This window comes from Oleomonas cavernae, from assembly GCF_003590945.1.
Classification (GTDB): domain Bacteria; phylum Pseudomonadota; class Alphaproteobacteria; order Zavarziniales; family Zavarziniaceae; genus Zavarzinia; species Zavarzinia cavernae.
Genome location: NZ_QYUK01000011.1, coordinates 2,215,760 through 2,228,134 on the forward strand (window position 1 = coordinate 2,215,760; position 12,375 = coordinate 2,228,134).

The following is a 12,375-nucleotide window of genomic DNA, read 5'->3' on the forward strand; positions in this document are numbered from 1 at the left end:
GCTGGATCAGAAGTCCATGCCACCCATGTCGCCCATGCCGCCGCCGCCCGGCATCTGCTGGGCCTTCTTCTCGGGACGATCAGCGATCATCGCCTCGGTGGTGATCAGCAGGCCGGCGACCGAAGCGGCGTCCTGCAGGGCGGTACGAACGACCTTGGTCGGGTCGATGATGCCGGCCTTCACCATGTCGGTGTAGACGTCCGTCTGGGCGTCGTAGCCCTGCTTGTTGTCCTTGAGCTCGAGCAGCTTGCCCGAGATCACCGCGCCGTCCTTGCCGGCGTTCTCGGCGATCTGACGGACCGGGGCCAGCAGGGCGCGACGGATGATGTCGACGCCGTGACGCTGGTCCTCGTTCGCGACGACGACCTTGTCCAGAGCACGCGACGCGTACAGCAGGGCCGAACCGCCGCCCGGGACGATGCCTTCTTCGACCGCGGCGCGGGTCGCATGCAGCGCGTCGTCAACGCGATCCTTGCGCTCCTTCACCTCGACTTCGGTCGAACCGCCGACCTTGATCACCGCAACGCCGCCGGCGAGCTTCGCCAGACGTTCCTGCAGCTTCTCGCGGTCGTAATCCGACGAGGTCTCTTCGACCTGGGCACGGATCTGGTTGCAACGGCCGAGGATCTGATCCTTCTTGCCGGCGCCGTCGACGATCGTGGTGTTTTCCTTGTCGATCGACACCTTCTTGGCCGAGCCGAGCATCTTCAGGTTGACGTTCTCGAGCTTGATGCCGAGGTCTTCCGAGATGACCTGGCCACCGGTCAGGATCGAGATGTCTTCCAGCATCGCCTTGCGGCGATCGCCGAAGCCAGGCGCCTTCACCGCCGCGACCTTCAGGCCGCCGCGCAGCTTGTTGACCACCAGGGTGGCCAGCGCTTCGCCTTCGACGTCTTCCGCGATGATCAGCAGCGGACGGCCCGACTGCACCACCGCCTCGAGGACGGGGAGCATCGCCTGCAAGCCCGAGAGCTTCTTCTCGTGCAGCAGGATGAAGGGGTTGTCGAGTTCGACGGTCATCTTCTCGGCATTGGTCACGAAGTACGGCGACAGGTAGCCGCGATCGAACTGCATGCCCTCGACGACGTCGAGTTCGGTGTCGAGGCCCTTGGCCTCCTCGACCGTGATCACGCCTTCCTTGCCGACCTTCTCCATGGCCTTGGCGATCATTGCGCCAATTTCCTTCTCGCCATTGGCAGAGATGGTGCCGACCTGGGCGATCTCGGCCGAGCCGGCGATCTTCTTGGACTGCTTCTTGACGTCGGCGACGACGGCCTCGACCGCGAGGTCGATGCCGCGCTTCAGATCCATCGGGTTCATGCCGGCGGCAACGCCCTTGCAGCCTTCGCGCACGATCGCGGCGGCCAGCACGGTGGCGGTGGTGGTGCCGTCACCGGCGATGTCGTTGGTCTTCGAGGCCACTTCGCGCACCATCTGGGCGCCCATGTTCTCGAACTTGTCGGCGAGTTCGATTTCCTTGGCGACCGTCACACCGTCCTTGGTGATGCGCGGGGCGCCGAACGACTTCTCGATGACGACGTTGCGACCCTTGGGGCCGAGCGTGACCTTCACCGCATCGGCGAGGATCTCGACGCCGCGCAGCATCTTGGCGCGCGCATCGGTATTGAAGCGAATTTCCTTGGCAGCCATTGGCTTACTCCTTGAATTCTAATGCCGGGGCGTAGATCAGGCGGCCTTCTTGCCGGCCTTCGTGGCGACGATGATCCCGAGGATGTCCGATTCCTTCATGATCAGCAGGTCTTCGCCTTCCAGCTTGATCTCGGTGCCCGACCACTTGCCGAACAGGATGCGGTCGCCGGCCTTCACTTCGAGCGGCACGACTTCGCCGTTCTCGTTGCGGGCGCCAGCGCCGACGGCGATCACTTCGCCTTCCTGCGGCTTTTCCTTGGCGGTGTCGGGGATGATGATCCCGCCCTTGGTCTTCTCTTCGCCTTCGATGCGACGGACGACGACGCGATCGTGCAACGGCCGAAACTTCATGGAAACCTCCTCCGGATGTAGACAAAGGCCTATGGGGGCCGCGTTGCTAGCACTCCTCAGTGGCGAGTGCCAGCGGACCGCGCAGACTTAGGCTTCGCCCCTGCCGCTGTCAAGAACGCCAGGGCGAATTTCACAATGAAATCCGCAATTTGGCAGTGCAGCATGGAACCTGGCTTCGATCGGAATCTGAGTGAATCGCGACAACTTCTTGATTTACTGTGATTTCTTTGGCATTTTCGCAGGCTTGGAGCAGGCATCGGGCCGATGGGGAAATCGGGGGTGGCCTGTTCTTCGTCGTGCTGCGGAGTTCCCGTCGGTGGATCGTCGCTCGGTCTTGAAACTTGGCCTATCGCTCCCCTTTCTGCTGTCGGCTGGGGCGGGGGACGCGCTTGCCGCGAAACTGGCGGGCGGCGTGCCCATGCCGGGCCGCAAGCCCAAGGCGCCGGCGGCGACCACGCCCATCGACCAGCGGCCGATCATCGTGCTCGACCCCGGCCACGGCGGCCGCGACCCCGGCGCCATCGGCCCCAGCGGCGCCTTCGAGAAAACCATCACGCTTGACCTGGCCCGGCGCATCGCCGCCCGGATCGAGGCCGGCGGCACCTACCGCGTGGTCCTGACCCGGCGCAAGGACGTCTTCGTGCCCCTGCAGGAACGTGCTGCCGTCGCCCAGCGCGTGCAGGCCGACCTGTTCGTCTCGATCCACGCCGATTCGGCGCCCAACCCCGATGCCCGCGGCCTGTCGGCCTATACCCTGTCGGAAAAGGCGTCGGACGGCCTCGCCGCGGCCATCGCCGACCGGGAAAACGCCGCCGACCTGATCCACGGCATCGACATCGGCGTCGCCGACCCGGAAGTGGCCGCGATCCTGTTCGACCTGACCCGGCGCCACTCCCTGAACACCGCGCTGGCGCGCAAGGCGCACATCGTGCGGACCGCCGGCGCCAAGCTGCGCCTGCTCGACAACCCGCGCCGTTCCGCCAATTTCGCCGTGCTCAAGGTGCCCGACGTGCCGGCCCTGCTGATCGAGACCGGCTTCCTGTCGAATGTCGCCGACGAAAAGCTGCTGACCTCGGACAACAGCCGGGCCAGGATCGCCAACGTCCTGGCCGATGCCTTCGCCGGCGCCATGGCGGTCGCCTGAAGGGTGCCTTGTACCGCCTCACCCTTGTCATCGCGGCACTCGACGGCCTGGTGGGCGTGGGGCTCGGCGCCTTTGCCGCCCATGCCCTGAAAGCGACCGCCACGCCCGAGGCCCTGGCCCTGGTCGGCACCGCCAGCCTCTACCAGATGATCCACGGGGCGGCGGCGGTAGCAGGCCTGCGGCTGGTCGACAAGGGCTGGGTCTGGGCCGCGGCACCCTTCTGCCTGGCCGCCGGCGCCCTGCTCTTTGCCGCCGCCCTCTACGGCATCGCGCTGGCCGACCTGCGCCTGGGGCTGGTCGCCCCGATCGGCGGCACCCTGATGCTGGTCGGCTGGGCCTGGCTGCTCATCGCTGCGGTATTCCGGCGCGCGTGAGCGCCTTTGCCCTGGCGCCTGTTCCGGGCTAGAACGGGGCATCTGCACACCATGATTTCGAGACCCGAGCGTTGAGCTTCTATTCGAGCCGCGACGAAAACCCGTCCCTGGGGACGCGCCTCCTGTCGATCAACTGGGGCCTCGTGCTGCTGGTGATCGCCATCGCGGCGATCGGCGTCGCCATGCTCTATTCCAGCGCCGGCGGCAAGTGGGATCCCTGGGCGGGGCGGCAGTTGGCGCGCTTCGTCGTCGGCCTGGGCGTCATGGTCGTGGTCGCCGTGATCGACGTCTCGCTCTATGCCCGCTACGCCTATGTGCTGTACGGCGTGACCCTGGCGGGCCTGGTCGGCGTCGAGGTGATGGGCTCGATCGGCATGGGCGCGCAACGCTGGATCGACCTGGGGTTTTTCCAGATCCAGCCCTCCGAGATCATGAAACTGGCCCTGGTGCTGGCCCTCGCCCGCTATTTCCACGGCGTCATGCCCGAACAGATCGGCCGGCCGACGGTGCTGATCGTGCCCCTGCTCATGGTCCTGCTGCCGGTCGCGCTGGTGCTGAAGCAGCCCAACTTAGGCACCGCGAGCCTGCTGTTGCTGGGCTCGGGCGCGATCTTCTTCCTGGCCGGGGTGCGCCTGTGGAAATTCGGCATCATCATCGCGGCGGGCATCGGCGCCCTGCCCGTTGCCTGGGAATTCCTGCACGACTACCAGCGCCGCCGGGTGCTGACCTTCCTCAACCCGGAAGCCGATCCGCTGGGCGCCGGCTACAACATCCTGCAATCGATGATCGCGCTGGGCTCGGGCGGGGTGTTCGGCAAGGGCTACCTGCTGGGGACGCAAAGCCAGTTGCGCTTTGTCCCCGAGGTGCATACCGACTTCATCTTCCCGCAACTGGCCGAGGAATTCGGCATGATCGGCGGCTTGCTGCTGATCCTGCTCTACGTCTGCGTCTTCGGCTATGCCCTGGCGATCGGGCTTGGTTCACGTCACCAGTTCGGGCGCCTTGTCGCGCTGGGCATCGGTACCCAATTATTCCTCTATGTCTTCATCAACCTCTCCATGGTCATGGGCCTGATCCCGGTGGTGGGCATTCCCTTGCCGCTGGTCTCCTACGGCGGCTCGGCGACCATGACCCTGATGATCGGCGTGGGCCTGATCCTGTCGGTCTCGGTCCACCGCGAACGCCGGCTGGCGCGCCGGCTCGACCATAGTTAGTTGCTCAAGCGAGGCTTCGTGGCGCGTCACAAGGACAAGCACACCCTGCGCGAGCCGACCGCGGCGGAAGCCCTGGTCACCCTCGCCTTCGGCTATTCGGGCGAGCGCATTTCGATCGGCGAGATCGTCGATCCCCTGGCCGAACGCGGCTTCGGCCTGCTGATCCTGCTGCTGGCCCTGCCCACCACCCTGCCGATCACGCCGCCCGGCCTCTCGGCCATCGCCGGCTTTCCCATCGCCTTCATCGCCCTGCAGATGGCCATCGGCCTGCCCCGGCCCTGGTTGCCGCAGCGGGTCCGGCGGCGCTCGATCCTGACCGGCGACCTGCAGCGGGTGGTGCGCGGCAGCCTGGGCGTCGTCACCCGCCTGGAGCGGGTGCTGAAACCCCGCCTGGCCTTCCTCACCGGCTGGACCCAGGAACGCCTCGTCGGCCTGCTGGTCGCGACGCTCGGCCTGATGCTGGCAAGCCCCATCCCCTTCACCAACATTCCCCTGTCGATCGCCATCGTGTTCCTGGCGCTCGGCCTGATCGAACAGGATGGCCTGATGACCCTGATCGGCGTCGTCGGCGGCATCGCCGCGATCAGCTTCCTGGTCTACATGAGCGTCATCTCGTGGGACGCCATGTCAGGCTGGATCGGGCATTTGTTCTAGGGGTGCAAAGGCACCATCCCAGGGTGGAAAAGGGGCTGGCCTGTGACTCAGGAATTCGACAGAGCCGAGCAAGATGTAATCGACACGGTCAAGCGGGTGGGCTGGCAGGTCAAACTGATCATTTCAGGGGAGAACGACGACCCGAATTTACCTCCCTTCGCCTACACTGTCGGCTTGGCTGTTACCTTTGGCTGGCCTGAGTTGATCTGCTTCGGCCTTCGCACGGAGTATTTGGGGCAGGTCATCAACAACGCGGTGGCAGAGCTCAAGAGCAAGGGGCAAGTGCCGGCCCCCGGCGTTCAGCTTGATCAGGTACTTGAACGCGGGCCGGTGCGGCTCGTGGAATTCTCGCCGTCTCTTTACCGGGAGCACCTGGGCTGGGCCATCTGGTTCGCCGCCTCGCAGGGACTTACACCCCGACAGTTCAGTTGCCTTCAAGTGCATTGGCCCGACAAGGCCGGGCGGTTTCCCGATGATCCGGCGTGCGACTTGGGTGCCCGCGAGTGCCAGTCGCCAACCGGGCGCCTTCAATAAGATATCCAGGGAGAGTCGCCCTGCCCTGATGCCCGCCCCATGCGTCATCCCGGCGAAGGCCGGGATCCATGGATGTGCAGCGAGACCTGAGACCAGCCACGACGCCTGCCAGGGCAATGGATCCCGGCCTTCGCCGGGATGACGAGTCAGAGAGGGCGTGTGAAATCGACCTTCACGGTTTCGTTGCCCAGGTGCACCGTTGCCTCGACCGGCGGGGTCTGGGCGATGACGCGCCCGCGGCGCACAACCCATAGACGGGCGGGTTTCAGGCGCAGGGCCTCGATCGGGTTGCGCGCCTGGAGCACCACCAGGTCGCCGTGGCAGCCGACGTCGAGGCCATAGCCGTCGAGGTTCAGGGTGCGGGCGCCGTTGGCGGTGACCGACTGGAACATCGCCTGCATTTCGCCAACGCCGGTCATCTGGCCGACGTGGAGGCCGACATTGGCCACTTCCAGCATGTCGTGGGAACCCATGGCATACCAGGGATCCATCACGCAGTCGTGGCCGCAGGCGACGTTGAGGCCGGCCGCCATCAATTCCTTCACCCGGGTCATGCCCCGGCGCTTGGGATATGTATCGTGGCGGCCCTGCAAGGTGATGTTGATCAGCGGGTTGGCGATGACGTTCAGCCGCGCCTCCGCCATCAGGCCGATCAGCTTGCTGACATAGTAATTGTCCATGGAATGCATGGAGGTGAGGTGCGAGCCGGTGACCCGGCCCTGCAACCCCAGGCGCGTCGTCTCGGCCGCGAGGCTCTCGACATGGCGCGACCAGGGATCGTCCGACTCGTCGCAATGCATGTCGACCATCAGGCCGCGGTCGGCGGCGATCTCGCAAAGGGCGGCAACACTGGCCGCGCCATCGGCCTGGGTGCGTTCGAAATGCGGGATGCCGCCCACCACGTCGACGCCCTTGTCGAGCGCGCGCTTCAGGTTCTCGGGCGAGCGGGCATAGCGCAGGTAGCCGTCCTGGGGAACGCCACCAGTTGCAGGTCGATATAGGGCCGCAGCTCCTCGCGGATCTCGAGCAGGGCGTCGACGGCCAGCAGGCGGTCGTCGCAGATGTCGACATGGCTGCGGATGGCGAGCGTGCCCCGGGCGATCGCCCAGTTGCAGAATTCGCGCGCATTGGCCTTGATCGCCTCGACGGTGAGATACGGCTTGAGTTCGCCCCAGATGGCGATGCCTTCCAGCAGGGTGCCGCTCTGGTTCAGGCGGGGATTGCCCAGGCTGAGCGTCGAATCCATGTGGAAATGGCTGTCGACGAAGGGCGGCGTCACCAGCCAGCCGGCGGCATCGACGACCCTGCCCGCCGCCGCCGCGATGCCGGCCTCGACGGCGACGATGCGGCCCTTCTCGATGGCGATATCCAGCCCGGTGCGCCCGTCGGGCAGGGTGGCGTTGCGGATCAGCAGGTCGACACTCATCTCTCTTCCTTGCGGGACACGCGGGCACAGATCAGGCACGGCGATCAGGTTCGAGGCAAGCGGGCGCGATTGCAACCGGTCTGTCCGTTCGGTCAGGTTTTCGCCGCCCGGCGATCAGCCGTGCTTGTCTTCCCAAGCGTCCTCGCATTCGATAGCCATGGTGGTGCGGCACGGCGAGGTGGCATGGAGCAGACGGTGGAGATCGAGGCGGCCAACGGCGACGGCCCGCGCGGCGGGCGCATTCGCGAACGCAACCGGCTGCGCATCATCGCCGCGGCGGAAAAGGTCTTTGCCGAACGCGGCTTCGACGGCGCCACCACGGCCCAGATCGCCGAGGCCGCGGGCCTCGCCAAGTCCAACGTCCACTATTATTTCGGCACCAAGGAGGCGATCTATCGCGCCGTGGTCGCCGGCATCGTCGAATTGTGGCTGAAGGCCTTCGGCGACATCACCCAGGACGACGACCCGGCGGTGGCCCTGACCGACTACATCAGGCGCAAGCTGGTCTATTCGCGCAAACGCCCGCTGGCCTCACGCATCTTCGCGATCGAGATCATCCGGGGCGCCCCGATCCTCAAGCCCTTCCTGGAGGCGGACCTGAAGCCCTGGGTCGAGGCCAAGGCGGGCGTGCTGGAGCGCTGGGCGGCACAGGGCAAGATGGACCCGGTGCCGGCCCATCACTTCTTCTTCCTGGTCTGGGCGGCGACCCAGACCTATGCCGATTTCGCGGCCCAGATGACCGCGGTGCTGGGCCGCAAGAAATTGAGCGATGCCGATTTCGAGACGGCAACGCGCACGATCACCCGGATCGTCCTGAAGGGCTGCGGCATCAAGCCTGTGAGCTGATGCCGCGGGTCATCACTTGATCGCCGACGAGCCCTCGGTGGTGACCGGGCGCTGGGTGGCGCCGGGCGGCACCACTTCGGGCGGATACTGGGTGAAGGCGTCGGTGAAGAAATCGGTCTGGGTGCCCGGCTCGGGCTGACCGGCAGCACCCGGCGTGCGGCGGGCCGCGGCGGCAGCGCCCGTGGGCGCCTCTTCCGGCGGCGGCGGGGCCGACAGCAGTGGCGGCCGGTCATCCTCCGGGCTTGTGGTCTGGGCGAGCGCGATCGACGCGAAGGATCCCAGCGACAGCGACAAGGCCGCACAGACGGCGGCCGCTAAACGATACTTGGCCATGACCCTGCTCCTTGCGCACGTGGCCGTGCGCCGGTGGCCCCGGAATCGGGGTGCATCCATGTCCTTAAAGGTAGGGTCGCGCCCCCATCGGGGCAAGCGACGCTTACAATTCTAACGAACCCGGGGCCTCGAGGTTCCCGCTGTCACCAACCGCGAAACGGGCACGATAGGCCGAAGGCGTGGTGCCCAGCCGCTGCCGGAAATGATGCCGGAGCGTGGCAGCCGCCCCGAAGCCGCATGCCTGGGCGATCGCCTCGATCGAACTGTCGCCCGCCTCGAGCAGGTCGCGGGCATGGCGCAGCCGCTCGGCCAGCAGCCATTCGCCCGGGGTCGAGCCGGTCACCTCGCCGAAGCGGCGCAGGAAGGTGCGGACACTCATGCCCGCCTCGGCGGCCAGGGCGGCAATGGAATGTGCGCGGTCCAGCCGTTGCCGCACCCGGTCCAGCAGCGGGGCCAGGCGCGCGCCCTCGGCCGGCCGGGGCACCGGCCGTTCGATGAACTGCGCCTGGCCGCCGTCACGGTGCGGCGGCACCACCAGGCGCCGGGCGACCTTGTTGGCGATCTCGGCGCCGAAATCCCGCCGCACCAGATGCAGGCACAGGTCGATGCCCGCGGCGCTGCCGGCCGAAGTCAGGATCTGGCCGTTGTCGACATAGAGCACGTCGGCATCGACGGTGATGGCCGGATAGCGCGCGGCCAGGAGCCCGGCATAGCGCCAGTGGGTGGTCGCCCGGCCGCCGTCCAGCAGGCCCGCCGCCGCCAGCACGAAGACGCCCGAACAGATCGACAGGATCCGCGCACCCCGCGCCCTGGCGGCCGCCAGCGCCGCGATCAGGGCCGCCGGCACCGTTACCGCTGCCCCGCGCCAGCCCGGCACGATGATCGTGCCCGCCTGGGCCAGCAGGTCCAGCCCGCCGTCGGCCAGGATGCGCACCCCGCCCGTGGCCCGCATCGGCCCATCGTCCACGCCGGCCACCGCGAAGCGATACCAGTCGTCCCCTATCTCCGGCCGGGCCAGGCCGAAGACTTCGACCGCGACGCCGAATTCGAAGGTACACAGGCCATCATAGGCAAGGGTGACGACCAGGCGGTTGGGCGGGTGTTTTGGCATGATCTTGACGATAGGTGTCAATCCTGCCGCCTACCAGCATTTCCTGCGCCGGGCGATGATCGCCCCGCCTTCTGCGAGGATCACCATGCCGAGCCTGGTCACCGAAACACCCGCCGCCGCCCCGCAAGCCGCCCTCGAGCATTTCCGCCGCCGCCTGAGCCTGGAGACCGACTGCTGGGATGTGCATGAGTCCCTGCGCCGGGGGCTGCCGGATTTCGTGCTGCTCGATGTCCGTGGCCGCGCCGCCTATGCCAAGGCCCATGTGCCGGGCGCGGTCAGCCTGCCCCACCGCGACATCGACGAGCGGCGCCTGGCGGCCTGGCCGGCCGAGACCGTCTTCGTCACCTATTGTGCCGGCCCGCACTGCAACGGCGCCGACCGCGGCGCGCTCGCCCTGGCCGCGCTGGGCCGGCCGGTGAAGATCATGATCGGGGGCATGACCGGCTGGGCCGACGAAGGCCTGCCGTTCGCGAGCGGGACCGAGACGGGGACCTGACCGCTCCTTGGACAGGCGCGGTGCGTCCTTCGAGACGCCACGCTTCGCATGGCTCCTCAGGATGAGGAAAGTCTTTTTGCCATAAAGATTCTCCTCATCCTGAGGAGGCCCAAAGGGCCGTCTCGAAGGACGCAGGGTGCCGGTGCAATCCCCCTCCCCCCGTTTGGGCGGAGGGGGTTACATTGCCTACTTCGCGGCGACGCTGGCGCCGGCCGCCTGGGCGTGCAGGCGGTTGGCGGCGCTGGCGACGGCTTTCAGCGAGGCGACGGTGACGTTGCGGTCGCGGCCCACGCCGAACAGGGTGGCGGTGCCCGAACCCTTCATCTCGACATAGGTCACCGCTTCGGCGTCGGCGCCCTTGCCCACCGCGTGCTGGCTGTAATCGACCACTTCCAGGGCGATGCCCAGTTCCTTGGCCAGGCTGTCGCAGAAGGCGTCGATCGGGCCGGTGCCGTGGCCGTGCACCTCCTTGGACGATCCGTAGAGCTTCACATGGCTGGTCATGGTGCGTTTCTCGGTCGCGTGGCTGTCGGGCAGGGTCACGTGATCGACGAATTCCAGCGGGTAGCGGGCCTCGAGATATTCCTTGCGGAACATGTCGAACAGGTCCTTGGCCGAGACTTCCTTGCCGGTGGTGTCGGTGAAGTTCTGAACCACTCGGCTGAACTCGATCTGCAGCTTGCGCGGCAGGTGCAGGCCGTAGTCTTCCTCCAGCAGGTAGGCGACGCCGCCCTTGCCGGACTGGGAGTTCACGCGGATCACCGCCTCGTAGGAACGGCCCAGGTCTTCCGGGTCGATAGGCAGGTAGGGCACTTCCCAGACCACGTCGTTCTGCGACCGGCGGGCGGCGAAACCCTTCTTGATCGCATCCTGGTGGCTGCCCGAAAAGGCGGTGAACACCAGGTCGCCGGCATAGGGATGGCGCGGGTGGACCGGCAACTGGTTGCAATATTCGGCGGTGCGGCGCAACTCGTCGATATCGTCGATCACCAGTTCGGGGTCGACCCCTTGGGTGAACATGTTGAGCGCCAGGTTCACCACGTCGACATTGCCGGTGCGCTCGCCATTGCCGAACAGGGTGCCTTCCACCCGGTCGGCGCCGGCCATCACGCCCAGTTCGGCCGCGGCGACGCCGGTGCCGCGGTCGTTGTGCGGGTGCAGCGACAAGAGGTAGCGCTCGCGCCACTTCACATTGCGGGCGAACCATTCGATCTGGTCGGCATAGATGTTGGGCGTCGCCATCTCGACCGTCGCCGGCAGGTTGATGATCATCGGCTTGCTCGCCGTGGGCTGCCAGACATCCATCACCGCCTCGCAGACATCCTTGGCGAAGTCCAGTTCGGTGCCGGTGAAGCTCTCGGGCGAGTATTCCAGGACGATCTCGGTCTCAGGCACCGTGGAGACCAGCCGCTTGACCACCTTCGTGCCCTGGACGGCGATGTCCTTGATGCCCTCGCGGTCCAGGCCGAAGACCACCCGGCGCTGCAAGGTGGAGGTCGAATTGTAGAGGTGGACGACCGCCCGCTTGGCGCCCTTGATCGATTCGAAGGTGCGGGTGATCAGTTCCTCGCGCGCCTGGGTCAGCACCTGGATGGTGACGCCGTCGGGGATCTCGCCTTCCTCGATCAGGAAGCGGGTGAAGTCGAAATCGGTCTGCGAGGCCGAGGGGAAGCCCACCTCGATCTCCTTGAAGCCCATGGCCACCAGGGCGCGGAACATGCGCAATTTCCGCTCGTGCCCCATGGGCTCGATCAGGGCCTGGTTGCCGTCGCGCAGGTCGACCGAACACCACAGGGGCGCCTTGGTGATGGTCTTGGACGGCCAGGTCCGGTTGGGCAGGTCGATCTGCTGGAACGCCCTGTATTTTTCGATCGGCATCGTCGGCATGGGGGAAATCCTTGAAATCAGTGTGTCGTTTGGCGGGTTCGATCAGGCTTGCGGCTGCGGCGGCGCGGGCTTGCGCGCCACAGCCGGGATAAGTCGTGCGAGCGAACGCGAAACGACACCCAAGGCGTGATGGCCGGCTTGCGGCATACAGTGATCATCAAACATGGAAGAAAACTCTACGATCGGGATTGGCACGACTTGAGGACAAAAAGCCCTATCCGACGCTTGACAGCGCCGGTCAGATAAGTCGGCCGAGGAGGAGCCCAATCGAGTAGGTCATCATGCCAGCACCTTGGCGGTTTCCGGGGGTGTTGGTCAAGAGGGGATTGCGTGTGGCGGCCACCGGACATAAGTT

14 protein-coding genes are annotated in these 12,375 nt (G+C 66.5%); 7 read left to right on the forward strand and 7 right to left on the reverse strand.

What is annotated here, in order from left to right:
- Positions 1-6: 6 nt before the first annotated feature.
- Positions 7-1,650, reverse strand: a complete 1,644-nt coding sequence (gene groL, locus D3874_RS14440; RefSeq protein WP_119778705.1) for a chaperonin GroEL — start codon at positions 1,648-1,650, stop codon at positions 7-9.
- A gap of 36 nt (positions 1,651-1,686) precedes the next feature.
- A complete protein-coding gene (groES, locus tag D3874_RS14445) occupies positions 1,687-2,001 on the reverse strand; it encodes a co-chaperone GroES (RefSeq protein ID WP_119778706.1) in 315 nt (104 codons plus the stop codon).
- A gap of 418 nt (positions 2,002-2,419) precedes the next feature.
- Between groES and D3874_RS14450 the strand changes: the two genes are divergently transcribed.
- From D3874_RS14450 to D3874_RS14470, 5 genes are all read left to right on the forward strand, one after another.
- Complete coding sequence (locus D3874_RS14450; protein ID WP_233559951.1) at positions 2,420-3,145, forward strand: N-acetylmuramoyl-L-alanine amidase family protein; 726 nt, start codon at positions 2,420-2,422, stop codon at positions 3,143-3,145.
- Positions 3,146-3,153: 8 nt separating this feature from the next.
- Positions 3,154-3,519: a DUF423 domain-containing protein gene (locus D3874_RS14455; RefSeq protein ID WP_119778708.1), complete on the forward strand. Its 366-nt coding sequence runs from the start codon at positions 3,154-3,156 to the stop codon at positions 3,517-3,519.
- 71 nt (positions 3,520-3,590) lie between these two features.
- Entirely contained in the window at positions 3,591-4,733 is a 1,143-nt protein-coding gene (gene rodA / locus D3874_RS14460) for a rod shape-determining protein RodA (RefSeq protein ID WP_119778709.1), read from the forward strand.
- Between the two features lie 18 nt (positions 4,734-4,751).
- A complete protein-coding gene (locus D3874_RS14465; RefSeq protein ID WP_158596035.1) occupies positions 4,752-5,387 on the forward strand; it encodes an exopolysaccharide biosynthesis protein in 636 nt (211 codons plus the stop codon).
- A gap of 42 nt (positions 5,388-5,429) precedes the next feature.
- Positions 5,430-5,921, forward strand: a complete 492-nt coding sequence (locus D3874_RS14470; RefSeq protein ID WP_158596036.1) for a DUF4262 domain-containing protein — start codon at positions 5,430-5,432, stop codon at positions 5,919-5,921.
- 146 nt (positions 5,922-6,067) lie between these two features.
- Here D3874_RS14470 and D3874_RS32460 read toward each other — a convergent pair whose 3' ends face one another.
- Both D3874_RS32460 and D3874_RS32465 read right to left on the reverse strand, forming a co-directional pair.
- Positions 6,068-6,880, reverse strand: a complete 813-nt coding sequence (locus D3874_RS32460; protein WP_456306448.1) for a cytosine deaminase — start codon at positions 6,878-6,880, stop codon at positions 6,068-6,070.
- Positions 6,850-7,347, reverse strand: coding sequence for an amidohydrolase family protein (locus D3874_RS32465; RefSeq protein WP_456306416.1), 498 nt, complete (start codon positions 7,345-7,347; stop codon positions 6,850-6,852). Before D3874_RS32465 ends, D3874_RS32460 begins: the two co-directional genes overlap by 31 nt.
- Positions 7,348-7,530: 183 nt before the next feature.
- Here D3874_RS32465 and D3874_RS14480 point away from each other — a divergent pair, with 183 nt between their 5' ends.
- Positions 7,531-8,193 (forward strand): TetR/AcrR family transcriptional regulator, encoded by a 663-nt coding sequence (locus tag D3874_RS14480; RefSeq protein ID WP_119778712.1) that lies wholly within the window; start codon positions 7,531-7,533, stop codon positions 8,191-8,193.
- 12 nt (positions 8,194-8,205) lie between these two features.
- On the opposite strand, the gene D3874_RS14485 is transcribed toward D3874_RS14480, so the two are convergent.
- Both D3874_RS14485 and ftrA read right to left on the reverse strand, forming a co-directional pair.
- On the reverse strand, positions 8,206-8,526 hold the full coding sequence (locus tag D3874_RS14485; protein ID WP_147385673.1) for a hypothetical protein: 321 nt from the start codon (positions 8,524-8,526) through the stop codon (positions 8,206-8,208).
- A gap of 103 nt (positions 8,527-8,629) precedes the next feature.
- Positions 8,630-9,637: a transcriptional regulator FtrA gene (ftrA, locus tag D3874_RS14490; protein WP_119778714.1), complete on the reverse strand. Its 1,008-nt coding sequence runs from the start codon at positions 9,635-9,637 to the stop codon at positions 8,630-8,632.
- Between ftrA and D3874_RS14495 the strand changes: the two genes are divergently transcribed.
- The gene (locus tag D3874_RS14495; protein ID WP_338016724.1) at positions 9,636-10,133 is read left to right on the forward strand and encodes a rhodanese-like domain-containing protein; all 498 of its coding nucleotides are present in this window, start codon (positions 9,636-9,638) and stop codon (positions 10,131-10,133) included. The genes ftrA and D3874_RS14495 overlap by 2 nt on opposite strands.
- Positions 10,134-10,319: 186 nt before the next feature.
- On the opposite strand, the gene leuA is transcribed toward D3874_RS14495, so the two are convergent.
- Positions 10,320-12,020: a 2-isopropylmalate synthase gene (gene leuA / locus D3874_RS14500; RefSeq protein WP_119778715.1), complete on the reverse strand. Its 1,701-nt coding sequence runs from the start codon at positions 12,018-12,020 to the stop codon at positions 10,320-10,322.
- Positions 12,021-12,375 lie beyond the last annotated feature (355 nt).

What these genes read in the sequence shown, in the direction of transcription:
- groL (WP_119778705.1), bottom strand. Translation starts at nt 1,650, where the DNA reads ATGGCTGCCAAGGAAATTCGCTTCAATACCGATGCGCGCGCCAAGATG.
- groES (WP_119778706.1), bottom strand. Translation starts at nt 2,001, where the DNA reads ATGAAGTTTCGGCCGTTGCACGATCGCGTCGTCGTCCGTCGCATCGAA.
- D3874_RS14450 (WP_233559951.1), top strand. Translation starts at nt 2,420, where the DNA reads ATGCCGGGCCGCAAGCCCAAGGCGCCGGCGGCGACCACGCCCATCGAC.
- D3874_RS32465 (WP_456306416.1), bottom strand. Translation starts at nt 7,347, where the DNA reads ATGAGTGTCGACCTGCTGATCCGCAACGCCACCCTGCCCGACGGGCGC.
- D3874_RS14480 (WP_119778712.1), top strand. Translation starts at nt 7,531, where the DNA reads ATGGAGCAGACGGTGGAGATCGAGGCGGCCAACGGCGACGGCCCGCGC.
- D3874_RS14485 (WP_147385673.1), bottom strand. Translation starts at nt 8,526, where the DNA reads ATGGCCAAGTATCGTTTAGCGGCCGCCGTCTGTGCGGCCTTGTCGCTG.
- D3874_RS14495 (WP_338016724.1), top strand. Translation starts at nt 9,636, where the DNA reads ATGATCTTGACGATAGGTGTCAATCCTGCCGCCTACCAGCATTTCCTG.
- ftrA (WP_119778714.1), bottom strand. Translation starts at nt 9,637, where the DNA reads ATGCCAAAACACCCGCCCAACCGCCTGGTCGTCACCCTTGCCTATGAT.
- leuA (WP_119778715.1), bottom strand. Translation starts at nt 12,020, where the DNA reads ATGCCGACGATGCCGATCGAAAAATACAGGGCGTTCCAGCAGATCGAC.